Source organism: Methylobacterium sp. CM6257 (assembly GCF_054611515.1).
Map to the genome: position 1 here is coordinate 1,200,308 of NZ_CM137735.1, position 16,167 is coordinate 1,216,474.

General features: G+C 70.2%; 12 protein-coding genes. 3 read left to right on the forward strand and 9 right to left on the reverse strand.

Translation table 11 applies throughout. From position 1 onward, the window contains the following. Position 1: 1 nt before the first annotated feature. Genes ACYCO6_RS05775 through ACYCO6_RS05805 form a run of 7 tightly spaced genes read right to left on the reverse strand, consistent with a single transcriptional unit; the run spans position 2 to position 10,120 of the window. The gene (locus ACYCO6_RS05775) at positions 2–1,018 is read right to left on the reverse strand and encodes an ABC transporter permease (protein ID WP_459770174.1); all 1,017 of its coding nucleotides are present in this window, start codon (positions 1,016–1,018) and stop codon (positions 2–4) included. Then, complete coding sequence (locus ACYCO6_RS05780; protein WP_459770176.1) at positions 1,015–2,949, reverse strand: ABC transporter substrate-binding protein; 1,935 nt, start codon at positions 2,947–2,949, stop codon at positions 1,015–1,017. The genes ACYCO6_RS05775 and ACYCO6_RS05780 overlap by 4 nt, the downstream gene beginning before the upstream one ends. Beyond that, a complete protein-coding gene (locus ACYCO6_RS05785; protein WP_459770178.1) occupies positions 2,946–3,827 on the reverse strand; it encodes a hypothetical protein in 882 nt (293 codons plus the stop codon). The genes ACYCO6_RS05780 and ACYCO6_RS05785 overlap by 4 nt, the downstream gene beginning before the upstream one ends. Beyond that, positions 3,827–5,668 carry an ABC transporter ATP-binding protein gene (locus ACYCO6_RS05790; RefSeq protein WP_459770180.1) on the reverse strand — a complete coding sequence of 614 codons (1,842 nt, stop codon included), beginning with the start codon at positions 5,666–5,668 and terminating at the stop codon, positions 3,827–3,829. Before ACYCO6_RS05790 ends, ACYCO6_RS05785 begins: the two co-directional genes overlap by 1 nt. Next, positions 5,665–7,617 carry a glycosyltransferase gene (locus ACYCO6_RS05795; protein ID WP_459770182.1) on the reverse strand — a complete coding sequence of 651 codons (1,953 nt, stop codon included), beginning with the start codon at positions 7,615–7,617 and terminating at the stop codon, positions 5,665–5,667. The genes ACYCO6_RS05790 and ACYCO6_RS05795 overlap by 4 nt, the downstream gene beginning before the upstream one ends. Further along, a complete protein-coding gene (locus ACYCO6_RS05800) occupies positions 7,605–8,885 on the reverse strand; it encodes a glycosyltransferase (protein ID WP_459770185.1) in 1,281 nt (426 codons plus the stop codon). The genes ACYCO6_RS05795 and ACYCO6_RS05800 overlap by 13 nt, the downstream gene beginning before the upstream one ends. Further along, positions 8,882–10,120 (reverse strand): glycosyltransferase family protein, encoded by a 1,239-nt coding sequence (locus ACYCO6_RS05805; RefSeq protein WP_459770187.1) that lies wholly within the window; start codon positions 10,118–10,120, stop codon positions 8,882–8,884. Before ACYCO6_RS05805 ends, ACYCO6_RS05800 begins: the two co-directional genes overlap by 4 nt. A gap of 146 nt (positions 10,121–10,266) precedes the next feature. Here ACYCO6_RS05805 and ACYCO6_RS05810 point away from each other — a divergent pair, with 146 nt between their 5' ends. Continuing rightward, complete coding sequence (locus tag ACYCO6_RS05810) at positions 10,267–11,580, forward strand: glycosyltransferase family 87 protein (protein WP_459770189.1); 1,314 nt, start codon at positions 10,267–10,269, stop codon at positions 11,578–11,580. On the opposite strand, the gene ACYCO6_RS05815 is transcribed toward ACYCO6_RS05810, so the two are convergent. Together ACYCO6_RS05815 and crtD are read right to left on the reverse strand one after the other, a co-directional pair. Continuing rightward, the gene (locus tag ACYCO6_RS05815; protein ID WP_459770191.1) at positions 11,577–12,437 is read right to left on the reverse strand and encodes a carotenoid 1,2-hydratase; all 861 of its coding nucleotides are present in this window, start codon (positions 12,435–12,437) and stop codon (positions 11,577–11,579) included. The two genes, ACYCO6_RS05810 and ACYCO6_RS05815, sit on opposite strands and share 4 nt — an antisense overlap. After that, a complete protein-coding gene (gene crtD / locus ACYCO6_RS05820) occupies positions 12,434–13,969 on the reverse strand; it encodes a 1-hydroxycarotenoid 3,4-desaturase CrtD (protein WP_459773447.1) in 1,536 nt (511 codons plus the stop codon). The genes ACYCO6_RS05815 and crtD overlap by 4 nt, the downstream gene beginning before the upstream one ends. A gap of 108 nt (positions 13,970–14,077) precedes the next feature. On the opposite strand from crtD, the gene ACYCO6_RS05825 reads away from it, so the two are divergent. After that, the gene (locus ACYCO6_RS05825) at positions 14,078–14,947 is read left to right on the forward strand and encodes a polyprenyl synthetase family protein (RefSeq protein WP_459770193.1); all 870 of its coding nucleotides are present in this window, start codon (positions 14,078–14,080) and stop codon (positions 14,945–14,947) included. Then, the gene (locus ACYCO6_RS05830) at positions 14,944–16,104 is read left to right on the forward strand and encodes a methyltransferase (RefSeq protein WP_459773449.1); all 1,161 of its coding nucleotides are present in this window, start codon (positions 14,944–14,946) and stop codon (positions 16,102–16,104) included. Before ACYCO6_RS05825 ends, ACYCO6_RS05830 begins: the two co-directional genes overlap by 4 nt. Positions 16,105–16,167: the final 63 nt, after the last annotated feature.

A 16,167-nucleotide genomic window follows, 5' to 3' on the forward strand; every position in this document is an offset into this window, starting at 1 on the left:
TTCATCGCAGGCCCATGCGGATGCGCGGATCGAGCCAGACGAGGGTCAGGTCCGAGATGAGCATGCCGACCAGCGTCAGGGCCGCCACGAACATCAGGATGAAGCCGGCCATGAATTGGTCCTGGCTGCGCAGGGCGTCGAGGAGCAGCGGCCCCACCGTGGGCAGGCTCAGAACCAGGGAGACGAGCACCGACCCCGAGACGAGGTGCGGCAGCAGGTTGCCGATATCCGCGACAAACGGGTTCAGCGACATCCGGAACGGATATTTCAGGAGCGCCTGCAGGGGCGGGAGGCCCTTGGCGCGGGCAGTGACCGTATAGGGCTTGGCCAGTTCGTCGAGCAGGTTGGCGCGCATCCGCCGGATCATCGCCGCGGTTCCGCCAAGCCCAATCACCAGAGTCGGCACGACGAGATGGGCCAGCAGTGAGCGGACCTTGATCCAGTCCCAGGGCCGGTTGGTCAGGGCGGAATCGTAGAGGCCGCCGATCGAGAGGCCGAACCACCGATTGGCATAGAACAGCAGGATCAGCGCGAGCAGGAAGCCCGGTACGGCAAGCCCGACATAGCCGAGCAGCGTCACGACGCCATCGCCGAAGGTGTGTCGGTGCGTCGCCGAGTAGATTGCGGCCGGGATCGCCACGAGATGAACGAAGACCACGGCCGTGAGATTGATCAGGAGCGTCAGCCAGAGCGCGTCACCCAAGACGTCCGCCACCGGCTTGTCGTATTCGAACGACCAGCCCCAATCGCCCTGGAGCAGGCCCGAGAAGCCCGCGGGCCCCGGCATCACGCCGATCCACATCAGGTACTGCTGCCAGACGGGCCGATCGAGCCCGTATTGGCGGATGAGCAGCTCCGCCTTTGCCACGGAGCCCGCATCGCCCGTCGCGCGCAGCTCCATGATCCGGTTGGTCAGGTAGTCGCCCGGCGGCAGCTTGATGATGATGAAGACGAGCGCCGAGATGACCAGGAGCGTCAGCGCCATGGTCACAACGCGCCGCAAGATCTGGCCGATCACCGAACCTCCGCACGCTTGTCGGCACCGCCGTCCCAGAACAGTTCGTCGATCCGCTGTACGCCGATCATCGCCGTGGGCTCCCACGAGTAGAGGGCGCGCTTGGGCAGGTTGATCAGACGTTCGGCGCCCACGACCGGCTGGAGCGCACCGGCCACCGTCCCGATCACCCAGGTGTTGCGCGCGTGGTTCATGAGCATCTCGCGCCAGATGGCGGCCTGCTTCCTGGAATCGTCGGTGTCGCGCCATTGGCGATCGAGGTCGAGAAGGCGCTGAACGTCCGGAACGTCGCAGAGCTCGCCGCTCTTGCCGTGGCTCTCCACGTTCAGGCTCCAGAGGGGCCAGGAATAGTGCTCGGGCTGGGCGGGGCTCAGCTCAGTCGGCGGCATGATCGCGGTGGGAACCGCGAGATCGAGTCCCTGGGCGGCGACCATGACGGTCATCCCTCCGACGGACCGCCGGTGGAGATTCGTGCGCTCCTGCGGCTTGGTGATGAGACGGATGCCGACCTCGCGCCAGAACTCCGTGATGAGCAGGAGCGCGTCCAGCACCATCTCGGCCTCACCGTCGCTCTCGACCACGATCTCGAGCGAGCGCCCGTCGGGCATAAGACGCGTCCCGGATCCATCACGGCCGGTGAGGCCCAGCGCGTCCAAAAGGGCCGCCGCCTGCGCCGGGTCGTAGCCGGCGTTGAGGGTCCGCAACTCCGGTGAATACAGCGGGCTGTCCGCCACGATCGTGTCGTTGCCCTCAATTCCCAGGCCAAACAGCAGCGTGTTGTTCAACGTCCGGCGATCGATGGCGAGCGACAGGGCGTGTCGGTAGCGCACATCGCGGTTGAGCCGCCGCCAGACGGGATCCGCCGCGGTCAGATTGGGGTAGAGCGCGATCTCCGAGCCGCGGGCCACGGGCCACAGGTTAGTGCGATAGTGGTGGGTCGCCTCACCTTCCTTGAGGCTCGGGATGTCGGGCATTGACAGACCGCGGAACATCAGGTCGGCCTCGCCGGCATTGGTCTTGGCGACCAGCAGACCCTGAGAGGCAACGTCCATCACGATGGAATCGACGTAAGGGAGCTGTGTGCCCGCGGTGTCAACGCGGTGGTAACTGCGGTTCCGCTCGAACCGGAAGCGAGTCGCCGGCGAGCGTGTGCGGGGCACCCAGCCCTGGAGCGTCGGACATTCCGGGTTGTTCAGCTCGTAATTGTCGTCGAGGCGGTTATGAAGCGCTGCCCAGCTGCGCAGCTTCTGCGCCTTGGCCTTCGCATCGGCCGCGTCCTTACCGACGTAACGGGCGTGATAAGGCTTCAGGTAGTGGGACGGGCGGTAGATCAGCGGGTCCCGCGGCGCCGCCAGCGCGGGCAGGAATATCGGGTTCGGCCGGTCCCAGGTGTAGCGAACCGTCAGCGGATCCAGGTACTCGACCCGCGGCGGCTTGCCGTCGACCATGAAGAAGGCCGGCGGTCCTTCGGGGCTCAGCGCCTTCTCGTTGGCGACGTCCTCCCAATAGTAGCGGAAGTCCTCCGTGGTGAACGGGTGTCCATCCGACCAGCGATGACCCTTGCGCAGGGTGAAGGTGAAGCGCCCACCCTCGATGTCGACACGCTCCAGCACGTCGGGCCGGAGGTTCAGATCGGCGTCGTAGCCGACCAGCCGCGTGTAGCCGTAGACTGAGAGATAGCGCACGTCCCGAGCCTTGGCGATCAGCGTGCGGATCGTTCCGCCGGCGGTGCCGGTGCGGCGTCCGCGGGCGGGAAGGTCGATCACGAAGGGGGAGGCCGGCGGGGCGGGGGCGTCCGCGTCAGCCCGGCCGGTGCAGGGCCAGACAAGAGTGGCGCCAAGACCGGAGAGAAGGGTGCGGCGGGATATGCCGTCCTCCCTTCCCGCTCCTCGGGGAAGGGAGGAGTGACCGTGGCGTTCGTCGAGACCGCTCACGGCCCATCCCCTATCGTGGCGGCGCGCAACGTTACGGAGGTCAGCCGCGCTGGCGAATATCCGGTGGCGCGGTGGAGATCATCGAACGCGTGGGAGCGCGCAATCAGCCCGGCCGCCTGCCGGACGAGGGCATCATCGGCCGGCTGCTCGAAATGGCGGCCGTTGCGGGTCCAGCGGATCGGCTCCGGGCTGCGCTCGGGCCCGGTGATCATCGCGATGGTCGGGTGGGCAGGGCCGCCATGGGCATGGATCCGGTGGCCGGCGGCATCGTCGTCGAAGAGGAGCCGCGTGAGGCCCCGCGCGTGCGCCTCCACGACGCGCCGCCCCTGCGCCACGTGATCGTCGAAGAACGCCACGGTCGCAGCCGGATCGAGCATGGACCAATCCGCCATCGACCAGTCAGCGGTGCTGTAGCGTGCCTGCGGATCGCGATACTGGAGCCCGGACAGGTTCGGATCGTGGCAGAAAATGCTGGCCCGTGGGCACGCCTTCCGGATGACCCAGGTCGTGAGCCCGCGGAACACCCCGGATTCGATGACGAACCCCGGCTTCAGCGCCCGCATCGCCACGTAAAGCTGGAGCGCCCCGTTGAAGCCGCTCCCGCCCCGGCGCTGCCGGACGGGCGCGGAGGGGATCAGCGTCCAGAATTCCCGCACCCAATCGAGGACCTCGCCGTCCGGCACGATACCGGCGGCCGCAAAGTCCCGCTCCAGAATCGAGGCGGCGGAATCGAGGAGTGTCGCCACCTCGCGCGGCGAGGTCGGCCGGTGGCTCCAATCGGGGGCGGCCGGGACGAGGTCGTAGCCGAGACGGTCGAAGAGCGGCGACAGAACCTTGCGCCGCAGGCGCTCCAGCATCACGGGCGGGCGCGGCTGCATCACGCGGCCTCCGCACTTCGGGCATTGCCGAACCGCACCCGGTGGCCGGCTTCCACCGCCTGCATGGTGCCCGCCTCGTCCGGCGCCAGCCGGTAGGGTGCGTCCCAGCGGGATGGGTCGTTCTGGTCGCCCGTGATGGCCCCGAAGTCGAGCGGGTGGTCGAGGCTGGGGTCCGGCACCGCGGCCAGCAGCGCCCGCGTGTAGGGATGGACCGGGCGGCGGAACAGGGCGGCGCGGGGTGCTTCCTCGACGATCCGTCCCCGGCACATCACGCTGATGGTGTCCGCCATGTAGTCGATCACTGCCAAGTTGTGGGAGACGATGAGATAGGAGAGACCCAGGGCCGCCTGAAGGTCCTTGAGCAGATTCAGGATCTGCGCCTGCACCGACACGTCGAGGGCCGAAACCGGCTCGTCGAGCACCAGGAGCCGGGGCTTCGGAGCCAGCGCACGGGCGATGCCGATGCGCTGGCGCTGACCACCCGAGAAGGCGTGCGGGTAGCGTCCCAGACCCGCGGCATCGAGGCCGACCATCGCCATCAGGGCCCGGCAGCGTTCCCGCCGCTCGGCCGCCGGAACACCGTGGATCTCCATGGGCTCCGACAGGATCTGGCGGACGGTCATCCGCGGGTCGAGGGATGCGTAGGGATCCTGGAACACGAACTGGACTGTGCGCCTGTAGGCGAACAGGGCGTCACCGCTGAGGCTGTGGACGTCCCGCGGACCGGTCCCGTCGTCGAACAGGATCCGGCCGGAATCCGGCCGGATCGCCCGCATGATCATCTTGGATACGGTTGTCTTTCCGGAGCCGGACTCCCCCACGAGGCCGAGCGTCTGGCCCGCTGCGAGGTTCAAAGACACGTCCGAGACCGCGTGGACGATCCGGGGCTTCTGCCAGAGCCGGCCGGCGCGCAGGGTGAAGCTCTTGCTCACCCCTTGGACCTGCAGCAGCGGGCCCGCGAGCTTCGCCGGAGCTTGTCCCGGCGGGATCTCGGCCCGTGCCGGACGGATCGGGGTGAGCCGCTCACCCGGCGCCATGTCGAACCGGGGCACGGCGTGGAGGAGCGCCCGGAGATAGGCGTGGCCGGGCATGCGCATCACCGTATCCCGCGGCCCGGCTTCGACGAGTCGACCGCGATAGAGCACCGCCACGTCGTGGGCGATGTTGGCGACTACGCCGAGATCGTGTGTGATCAGCAGGATCGCCATCCCGGTCGCCTCCTGGAGGCGGGACAGCAGAGCGAGAATCTGAGCCTGGGTGGTGACGTCAAGCGCCGTGGTCGGCTCGTCGGCGACCAGCAGAGCAGGTTTCAGGATCAGCGCCATGGCGATCATGGCGCGCTGGCGCAGGCCCCCGGACAGCTCGAACGGGTAGGTCCGAAGCGCACGGCGCGGATCCGGGAAGCCGACTCGGGCGAGCGCCTCCTGCGTGAGCGCATCGGCGTCCTTGCGGCCGGCGCCGGTATGGATGCGCAGGGCCTCACCGATCTGGTCGCCGATCGTATGGAGCGGCGAGAGACAGGTCATCGGCTCCTGGAAGATCATGGCGATCCGCTGGCCGCGGATTGCCCGCATCGCTCCGCCTTCGGGGGCGAGGCGGGCGATGTCGATCTCCGTGGCTCCATCCCGGAACAGCATCTGGCCTGCGGTGATGGTGGCGGAAGGCGGCAGAATGCGCAGGATCGCCTGAGCGGTCACCGACTTGCCCGAGCCGGATTCACCGACGAGCGCCAGTGTGCGTCCGCGCTGCACGTCGAGAGACAGACCGTGCAGAGCCTCGAACGGTCCGGCCTCCGTACGAAACGCGACCGCGAGGTCGCGGATGGACAGCAGCGGGCTCAACCCGTCCTCGCAATCTTTGAGACGGGGGATTTAGTTGCTGTCTTGCCAGTTTCCATCGCCGCACAGTCGAATACGGAGCGCGGATCCAGGGCATCAACCGCCGGATGCTTCAGCAGCACCGACAGCAAGTCCTCGATAAATGTCCAGATTGCCGCGTCGTGGGCGAGGTGATGGGTCAGAAGACCGAACGGCTGCAGAGGTCGCCGCAAGAGGTTGTTGGCGAGATCGCGCAGCATTGCCGCCGGATCGCGCAGGGAGCGGGAGCCGCGCCAGTCGATCGGATCGAACGTCGCGTCGGCGCGAACGAGGCCGGGAATGTTCCGCCCGGGAGATGCCGACAGGCCGCGATAGCCGAGGCTCGGCAGAGCGGTCGCGAGGTCCGGGGCCAGCCGATTCCAAGGCGGCACGAAGACCGGCAGCAGGACCGCGCCCGGCAGCCGCTCGCCGGCGATTTGCAGGCCGGCCGCAGCCTCCGCCGCCAGATCGCCCAGGGGCCTGTGCGCGCCGAATTCCGCGGGTTTTTCGCCCGCCGGGGCATGGTTGTGGTGGGCGAGGCCGTGGACCGCGACAGACACGCTGCGGGCTGAAGCGAGCCTATGCCCCAAGGAGGGCTCGATGCCGGCCGGGATGGCAGCGAGAAGGATCGGGGAGTCATGGGCTTCCGCGAGTCCGATCAGCCGGTCGAGGGCCGGAGTCGCCGCCACCGCGTCGTCGTCGCGCCACAGGAACGGCACCCGCAGGCCGCGCTCGGCAGCGTCGTCCAGAGCCCGCCGCAGGGCATCGAAGCCCGGGCTCGCGGCCCCCATGCGGCGACTCTCCCCGCGATGACCGGCGAGCAGGTCCTCGACGATCTCCACCGAGCGCCGCGCACCGCCGAGGTCGATCTCATGGGGGCTAGGCCGCGGCGCCGCCGTCTGCGCGTCCACCGCTTGGAGGAGCGTCCGCCCGGTCAGCTCCGCCTCCGGCAGAACCCGGGCGAGACCACGCGCGGCCAGGCGTTCCGCGCGCAGCCGCTGTTCGGTCTCGCCGCCGGCCTCGAAAGGCACCAGCACGGAGGGCGTTCCTGTAGCCAGAAGATCCGTGACGGTGTTGTAGCCACTTTGGCTGATCGACAGCGCGGCGCCGGCCAGCAGGGTCCGGTAATCGGGCCGGGCGCGGCCGAGGACGCCGTCGGCCAAGCCGCGCCCGATTTCAGAGAGGGTTTCTTCCCGCACGCCGTGACCCGCCAGGATCCGCCAGCCGAGGTCTGGCCGTTGCCGGGCGGCGTCGGCGGCGGCCCGCAGCAGATCGGTCCCGGCCGGGCCGGACCCGGCGGCGACCAGCACCCCCGAGCGCGCGGCCGCCGGCTCGACGCGGGTGCCTTCTTCGACGTAGCCGGTGTAGCGGATCATGGCCGCCGTCGCAGCGTCGAGCGGCCAGGATGCGTCGAGGGGCACGAGCGCCGGATCACCGTGAACCAGCACGGCATCGTACAGCGCCGCCGCTCGCGCATGGGCCTGCGCGATGCGCTCGGGCTTGGCTGAAGCGACCAGGATGTCGCGGACGGAGGCGAGGACGAGCGGGCGTCGCCGGCGCGCGCGGGCTGCCTCCGCCAAGCCCAGGAACTCGGCTGCGAGCGCCCGCCGGCCGAAGGGGAACAGCTCGGTGATGACCGCGTCCGGCGCAAAGCCTTCGAAGGTCTGGACCAGAAGCATTTGGCGGCGCGCGAGCAGTGCCGCATCCGCCGGTCGTCCGTCCGGTCCCAGCGGCGTCGAGAAGGCCGTCCCGGCGACGCGAAGGGGCGGCAGCTGCACGAGGCGTACGCCGTCGTGGCGCACCATCGGGGCCGGCACGCCGCCCGAGACGAGCATCGCATCGTGGCCGGCGGCCGCGAAGGCACGGGCCAGCGCAGCCGCGCGGGTGAGATGCCCGGCCCCGAGAAGGTGCGTGACCGCGATCAGGACGCGCACGTGGACAGCTCCGGTTCGATTGCGGCAACGGTGGCGGCGAGCCCCGCGGATGCACGCAGCCGGGCCGCGATCAGGTCGACGGCGGCTTCCTCCGAGAAGTCCTGCACGAGCCGTGCCCGCGCCGCCTCGCCAAGGCGGTGCCGCAGGGACGGATCCGCTGTCAGGCGGGCCAGGGCTGCCGCGAGGGACGCAGGCGCGCCGGCCGGAACCAGGATGCCGTGCACCCCGTCGGCGATGAATTCCGGCGTGCCCGCGAAAGCCGTGGCGAGGATCGGCAAAGTCTGGCTTGCCGCTTCCATGAGCACGTTGGGGAGCCCGTCTCGGTCGCCGCCCGGCGCCGGCTTCGTCGGCAGCACGAACAGGTCGGCGTCGCGCATCGCCGCCACCACATCGGGTTGCGCCAGCGCCCCGCGGAAGACCACGCGCCCCTCTAGGCTTAACGTGCGGACCCTTGCCTCCAGGGCGCTCCGCAACTCGCCCCCGCCGATCAGGTCGAGGCGCCAATGCAGGCCCGGCGGTAATGAGGCCAGGGCGTCGAGCAGGTCGTCATGCCCCTTCTTGGCCACCAGCCGGCCGACGCAGAGAAGCCGGATCGGTGCCGCAGGGTCGCTCCCGTCGCGGGCCTCGCGCCGTGGCGGCGGAGCGGGAAAGCGCGCGAGATCCAGGCCGTGATAGGCGAGCTGAGTCCGGCCGGACGCGAGCCCGTCGAGGCGCGCCAGCCCGTCGCGGGTGCAGGTCACCCCCCAGCTCGCATCGTGCAGCTTCTCGGCCAATTCCCAGTTGGGTGTCGTCCAGATGTCCTTGGCATGGGCGGAGAAGCTCCACCCGCGTCCGGTCAGCAGCGCTGCATAGCGGGCGACGCTGGCCGGCGCGTGGAGGAAATGCACGTGGATGTGGGCGATGTCGGGAGGCAGCTCCCGGGCGAGCACCAGGGCCTGCCCGAGCCGCCGGACACGTGAGGCCGTCGGGTCGCGCCGGAAGTCGCGCGCGAACAGGGCGAGGAGCGCGATCACCCGCCGCCGCCGCAGGGCCGAGGCGAGCCCCTGCAGTACACGCAGTGGCCCCTCGTAGAGATACTCGGGCAGGTAGCTGGCCGGGGCGCGGATCGCCGCATGCATCGGATGACGGGCGCGGTCGGTCGGTCGGCGAAGGGACCAGATCTCCAGCGGCAGGCCGCGCCGCTCCAGAGCGAGCAGTTCCTGCGCGATGAAGGTCTCGGACAGCCTCGGATAGCCCTTCAGCACCACCGCGATGCGCCGCGTCGTCACGAGAAGGCCCGCGCGCAGGAGCGCTCTGCACCGGGGCCGGCCAGCGCCCGGACCCGGCGGGCCACCGCATCCAGGCCGTCGAGCAGGCCGGGGACCAGCACCCGCGACGGCTCGGTCTGGTCTGGCAAGGCGCGGAGGGCCGCGGCCATGCGCTCCGGCGCCCGACCCTCCGCCTCCATCAGGACGCTTGCGAGGCCCAGCCGCTCCGCGGCGAGCGCGCGGATCGCCTGTTCCCGGCGCGGCTCGGTCCGTGGCACCAGGATCGCGCGCCGGTCGAAGGACAGGATCTCGCAGAAGGTGTTGTAGCCGCCCATCGCCACGACGCCGGCTGCCTTGCGCATCAGGAACTCGATCTCGCTATCGAAGGTGATGGCCGAGATCCGGCCGGGCAGCGAACGGATCCGGGCGGTGAAACCATCGCGGGTCGCGGCATCGAGGAACGGGCCGAAGGCAATGAGGCAGGGCAGGGGTATCCCGGAATCCGCCTCGTAGGCGGCGATCACCCAGTCGATCAGGGCGGCGCCGTCCCCGCCGCCGCCCGGCGTGACGAGAACGAACGGGCCGTTCGCGACGGCCGGCTCCTCGCGATCGGCACGACGCTCCGGCAGTTCGCGGCGAAGATACCCCGTATAGATCAGCCTTGCCTCGATCCGGGCGGCCATAGCCGGGTCCATCGGAAGCGCGGCCAGGGGCTCGTGGATGCGGCTGAGGCCGTAAACCCAGATCTCGTCGTAGAAGCGCGCCATCGTCTCGGCGGCACCCTTGCGCTCCCATTCGGGCACGAGGCGGTCGGCGTCGTCGAGCACGTCGCGCAGCCCGAGAACCAGCCGGATGCCGTGCGCGGTGGCACGCTCGAGCACCGGCATCAGCTCGCCATGAAAACCGGCGGGTTCCTTGTCGACGATGATCAGGTTGGGCCGGAACGTCTCGCAGGCGCGCGCGAGAATCGCGGATCGACGTTCGACCGTCTCGGCGAGGGGCGTGACCGCATCCAGACTGGCGTAGCCCCCGTCCGGGAACTTGGTCACCGGCGGCAGCCGAACCGTCTGCACACCGGAATGGAAGGCGAAGCGATCGATGACCGGCGAGCCCGAGGCGATGACCGCCCGGGCGCCGTGGCTGCATGCCACGATCGCGTTGGCGATGGCCCGCGAACGGCGCAGATGACCGAGCCCGAAGGTATCGTGGCTGTAGATCAGGACGCGCGGGGCGGGTGATGCCTCGTCCGCTCGCATCAAGGTGACCGCCCCGGTTGACGGCGCAAGGATCGCAGCCGCGGCCCTCTCGCACAAGCGGGGCCATTGGGCAAACATCTCTGTTAACGGCGCCGGAACCGGACTCACCTAGGCTGCCGCTGACCCCGACCCGCAGAAGGCCGCCCATGCGCGCGCATCCAGAGACCACCGCGCCGGGCCGTCCCGAGTCGCGCCTGGCGGCGCTCAGGGCCGATCTCGCGGATCTCTTCGGCAGCGATGCCCGGATGATCGCCTTCGCGAAGCGCGCAGCCTGGGTTCTGGTCCCGCTGAGCCTCGCCATCGTTGTCGTCGTGTACGGCACGGGTCCGGAGCCGCGCCGGAACTGGTACGGCGACATGCTCGGCAACGATTTCAGCCAGGTCTGGGTGGCCGGGCGCGCCGCGCTGGAGGGACGGGGCGGCGAGCCTTACGACCTGCCGGTACATCTTGAGAACCTGAAAACCGCGTTCGGTCCCGAATGCCGGTTCGCCTGGCACTATCCGCCCGTGTTCCTGCTGCCCGCCGCCGCCATGGCGCTGCTGGAGCCGCAGCCGGCCTTCCTGCTCTGGACAGCCCTCTCGCTGGCCGCGTTCGCTCTGGCGATGCGGGTGGCCGGAGGCCGCCGCGACACGGCCTGCGTCGCGCTCGCCCATCCGCTGGTCTTCTGCAATCTCGCCTACGGGCAGAACGGCCTGTTCACCGCGGCGCTGCTGACGTTCGGCGGACTGCTTGTCGACCGGCGCCCCTGGCTCGCCGGCCTGTGCTTCGGCCTCCTCGCCTACAAGCCCCAGTTCGCGGCCCTCGCGCCGCTGCTCCTGCTCATCACAGGCCGGCGCGCCTGCCTGGCGGCCTGCCTCGCCACGATCTTCGCCCTTTGCCTCGCCTCGCTGGCGTTGTTCGGCACAGCGCCGTGGATCGGGTTCCTCGGAACGCTCGGCGAGACGAACCGAATCATCCTGCAGAAGGCAGCAGCCGGCCTCGAGCTCAATGCCAGTGCCTTCGGAGCCGTGCGGCTGCTCGGCGGCTCAATGGCCGCCGCCTGGGGCGCTCAGGCCATCGTGGCCGTGCTGGCCCTCGGGTTCACCTGTCGCGCCTGGCGGATGCCGGCCGGCCTTGAACTGCGTACCGCCTCGCTCCTCGCCGCGGCGCCGCTCCTGTCCCCCTACGTTCCGGTCTACGATCTCGCACCCTTGGTTCCGGCCACGCTCCTGCTGGCGCTCGTCGCGCACCGGGCCGGCGGCCTGTCTGCCCACGAGCGCGGGCTTCTGTGTGCGACCCCGCTTTTCGCGCTCCTGCGCGAGGGTGCTGGCCTGACCGGGCTTTCCGGCGGCCTGCTTCTGAGCCTCGCGACCCTTGGCTGCATCGCCTTTCGGTGCGCCCCTGGACAATCCCGATTATCCGGCGGGCGGTCGCCTGACCGGGGCAGCAGGGGCGTACCGCACCTGCGCCGCGTGTCCTAGCAAGCCAGCGGCCGCGGCATGCGGAAGGGGAGCATGAGCCGCACCAGCGGATGGCGGAATCGGTCGAGCGAGAGGCTCTCATGCATCGCTCTCACCGGCTCGCCGCCCAAGGTCGAGGCGAGCAGCGATCGAGCATAGAACGGCGTATCCTCGTAAGTGGCGAGGACGCGCGAGCGGCCGGCGTCGCTACGCGTCTCCCGCTTCATCCGCCATAGATTCGTCGCCGGCAGCGTCGCGGCCGGCGGCGGCCGGATCTCGCGACGGCTGCCGTCGCTGGAGAACCGCAGCGACAAATTCTGTCCGTCGCCGTCCCGATGGTGCACGTCGTACAGGATCGCGGCTCCGTCCGGCAGATCCGCCCGGCACCAAGTCCAGCGCGAGAAGGCATCCTCCAGCGGCTCGTCACCGTCATTGGTGTCGAAGTAGCCGCTTCCGCGCCAGCGCAGGACCGGCTGATCGAAGGCGACCTCGACCCGGGACGAGGGCGCCATCGGCCACCAGCGATGGCGACCGGCGCGGTCGAGATGGAATGGTCCCGCGGTGAAGCCACGCGGGACGAGCCGCACCGTCCCTCTCAGGCGATAGGGCACGGGTGCCCCGCGCTCGTCGATCGTGATCGTGAGCGCCGTGCCGTCCCAGCGCATGGCACTCGGCCCGATGGCGATGTGGTCCGCGCTCCTGGACAGGCTGGATGCGCGGCGCTCCGTCATCGCGAAGCGGCTGCGGCCGCCGTACAGGACGACGTTCATGGCGCAGTGCGCGAACGGGTCCTTGCCGGCGCTCCAGGCATAGTAGGGCGAGAACACGCTACCGATGAACGCGATGATCGTGAGTCCCTGGCGGCCGTCGTCGCTCACCGCGTCGACGTACCACCACGCGTAGCCGCCCCGCGCGACCGGGCCGTCGAACCGAGGTCGTCCAGGATCGCCGCCGCGGCCAGCCGGCCAGATTGCGCCGCCATCGGCACGCCCGGGCCAGGATGGACCGAGCCCCCCGCCAGGTAGAGGCCCGGAAGAGCGGTCCGTGCCCCCGGACGTTTGAAGGTCGCAGCCCACCCCTGCGCCGCCCGGCCGTACAGGGCGCCACCCGTTCCCGGGAAGAGGGCGTCGAACGCCTGCGGCGTCGTCGTCACGGCGGGCGATGCCTCCTCCAAGCGCAGGCCGCAGGCTTCCAGCCTGCGGCTCAGGTTCCTCTCGCATCTCTCGACCTCCGGCGGCGTGAGCGGGCGTTCCCGGCCATCCGCCGGGGCATTGACGAGCATGAGAAGGCGTTCGGGACCGGCCGGAGCCGCGCCCATATCGGTGCGGTCCTGCGCGCAGACGTAGACGGTGGGATCCTCCGGCAGGCGGCGCGCGCGCAGGATCGCGTTGAACTCGGCCTGGTAGTCCCGCGAGAAGAAGACGGTGTGGTGCGCGAGCGGGAAGCCGCCCGGGATCGCCGTCGTGCAGACGGTGACGGCGGAGAGCGACCGTTCGCTCGGCTTCAGACGCTCGCCGGCAGCGGCCGCGTCGGGGCCCAGCAGCCCGACACCGAGCGCCGTTCCGTCGGCGTTGCAGACGACGAGGTCGCCGGCGATCCGCTCGCCATCCACCAGGATCACGCCGGCGGTCCGGCCTCCCTCGGTGACGATCCGCTCCACATGCGCGCCGTAGCGGAACCTCGTCCCACGCTCGGCCGCGAGATCCGCCACGGCCTGGGCCAGAGCGCTGAGGCCGCCCGCGACGGTCCAGACGCCCGCTTGCTCCACATGAGCGACGAGCATCAGCGTCGCCGGTGCGGTGAACGGCGAGGCACCGCAATAGGTGGCGTAGCGCCCGAACAGCTGCAGCAGCCGTGGATCCCGGAAGAACGCGCCCAGGGCCGACCACAGGGTGGCGAAGGGCTGGATCCGCCAGAGGTCGCCGAGGCCCGACAGGCCAACGCGCTGCGCGAGGCCGGCCGGGCTGGTCCGCCCCTCGCGGATGAACGGACCTTCCAGGGTCCGATAGACCTCGGCCGAGCGTGCGCAGAAGCGTCGGTATCCGTCGGCCTCGCGTGCCCCGGCGAAGGCCGCGATGGCATCGGCCGAAGCCTCGATGTCAGCGAAGAGGTCGAGCCGTTCATCGCGGCTCCAGGCATGGCGGGCCAAGAGCTGTGCCTGCGTCAGCGCGACTCGATCGTCGAATCGCGCGCCGCATTCGGAAAACAGCTCCTCGAAGACCCACCGCATGGTGAAGACAGTCGGCCCGGCCTCGACCGCGCGGCCGCCGACCGCGACGCTGCGCATCTTTCCTCCCGGCTGGGCGGCGCGCTCAAGAACCGTGACGTCGAGCCCGGCCTGGGCGAGCCGCAGCGCGGCGGCAAGGCCGCCGATTCCCGCCCCGATCACGATGACGCGCTCCTGCGCCACGCTCGCCCCGCGCTTCGTCACACAACGGGATTGATCTCTGCCCGGCAAAGTGTCAATAAGAAATGACACTTATCGCTGACAACCGAATTTAACACGGGAGGCAACGCGATGGAGTCGGGCCGGCGAATCGAAATCGCGCTTGATCGCGCGGTGGCGCATGCTGAGGCGCCGGGCGCACCGCCTCTCCTCGCGGAGGCGCTCCGCTACGCGGTCTTTCCAGGCGGCCACCGGATCCGGCCGCGCTTGTGCCTCTCGGTCGCCCGCGCCTGCGGCGACGACGATCCCGCCGGGTCCGAGGCCGCCGCTGCGGCGATCGAGCTTTTGCATTGCGCCTCGCTGGTCCATGACGACCTGCCGTGTTTCGACGACGCGCCGCTGCGCCGGCAGAAGCCTTCGGTTCACGTCGCCTTCGGCGAACCGATCGCCGTTCTGACCGGCGATGCCATGATCGTGCTCGCGTTCGAGACTTTGGCGCGCTCCGCCGGCCGGCATCCGAGCCGGCTCGGCCACCTCGTGGCTCTTCTGGGGCGCGCGGCGGGCTCACCGGCCGGCATCGCGGCGGGCCAAGCTTGGGAATCTGAAGCGCATGTCAACCTCAGCGACTACCAACAGGCCAAGACCGGTGCTTTGTTCGCCGCCGCCACGGTGACCGGCGCGGCGGCGGCCGGCGCCGAACCGGAGCCCTGGCGCCGCCTGGGCGAGTGTCTGGGCGAAGCCTATCAAGTCGCCGACGATTTGCGCGACGTGGCCTGCCGCCAAGAGGAGATCGGCAAGCCCGCCGGGCGCGACGCCACGCTCGGACGTCCGAACGCCGCGGCGTTGCTGGGCACCGGCAGGGCGCTGGAGCGGCTGTCGCGACTCACCCGGGAGGCCGTGATGGCAATCCCGGCCTGCCCGGGCGCGGCCGAACTCACCGCCGAGATCGAGGCGCAGGCGCGGCTGTTCCTGCCCGCGAGCCTGCGGGCGGTGGGGGCCTGAGCGCCGACTCTCTCCCCGGTGCCCAGGCGACGCGGCCGGTCCCGGTTCCTTGGACCGAGCGCTGGCTGGCCTGGCGGAATCGCCTCGTGGCGAGCCCTCGCTTCCAGCGCTGGGCCGCAGGTTTTCCGCTGACACGCCGCATCGCGCGCCGGAACACCCGCGCCCTATTCGATCTCTGCGCTGGCTTCGTCTATGCGCAGATCCTGACCGCCTGCATACGCCTCGACCTGTTCGCAATCCTGGCCGACGGTCCGCAGGCCGTCGACACGCTGGCGCGGCGCCTCGACCTCCCGCCCGAGAACACCAGACGCCTGCTCCGGGCGGCCGAGTCGCTGGGGCTCCTCCGGGCGCTCTCCGGCGACCGCTTCGGACTCGCCGATCTCGGCGCCGCGCTCGTCGGCAATCCCGGGATCGCCGCGATGATCGAGCACCATGCCCTGCTCTACGCCGATCTCGCGGACCCGGTGGCGCTCCTGCGCGGCCAAGCGGCCCCGACGCGGCTTTCCGGTTACTGGCCCTACGCGATCGGCGCGGAGAGCCACGCGGGTGCCGTCGGCCCCTACAGCGGTCTGATGGGCGCTTCGCAGGGACTGATCGCCGACGATGTGATCGACGCCTGCGACTTGTCGGGAATCGGTCACCTGATGGATGTCGGCGGCGGCGAAGGCGCCTTCCTTCAGGCGGTCGCGGCGCGCTACCCCGCACCGCGCCTCACGCTGTTCGACTTGCCCGCCGTCGCTGAACGCGCGGCCGCCCGTCTCTCCCGGGCCGGCCTGAATCGGCGGATCGCCTGCCGGGGCGGCGATTTCCACGATGACCTGCCGACTGGCGCGGATGCAATTTCTCTGGTGCGGGTCGTTCACGACCACGACGACGGCCCCGCCCTGGCGCTCCTCACGGCCGCGCACGCGGCGCTGCCGCCCGGTGGCACCCTGCTTCTCGCTGAGCCGATGGCCGGAACAGCCGGCGCCGAACCCGTCGGGGATGCGTATTTCGGCTTCTATCTGCTCGCGATGGGCTCAGGCAGGCCACGACGCGCCGAGGAGCTGCACGCGATGCTGCACGCTGCCGGATTTGCAAGCTCACGCGAGCGGCCGACGCGTCGCCCACTCCTCACCCGCGTCTTGATCGCCCAAAAAACAGGCGACATTCTGTAAGTCTTGCTTGACGCTATCATATGTCTATCTAGGATGACACCCAGCGACTCCCAATGGCGAGAG

What these genes read in the sequence shown, in the direction of transcription:
- ACYCO6_RS05785 (WP_459770178.1), bottom strand. Translation starts at nt 3,827, where the DNA reads ATGCAGCCGCGCCCGCCCGTGATGCTGGAGCGCCTGCGGCGCAAGGTT.
- ACYCO6_RS05805 (WP_459770187.1), bottom strand. Translation starts at nt 10,120, where the DNA reads ATGCGAGCGGACGAGGCATCACCCGCCCCGCGCGTCCTGATCTACAGC.
- ACYCO6_RS05810 (WP_459770189.1), top strand. Translation starts at nt 10,267, where the DNA reads ATGCGCGCGCATCCAGAGACCACCGCGCCGGGCCGTCCCGAGTCGCGC.
- ACYCO6_RS05825 (WP_459770193.1), top strand. Translation starts at nt 14,078, where the DNA reads ATGGAGTCGGGCCGGCGAATCGAAATCGCGCTTGATCGCGCGGTGGCG.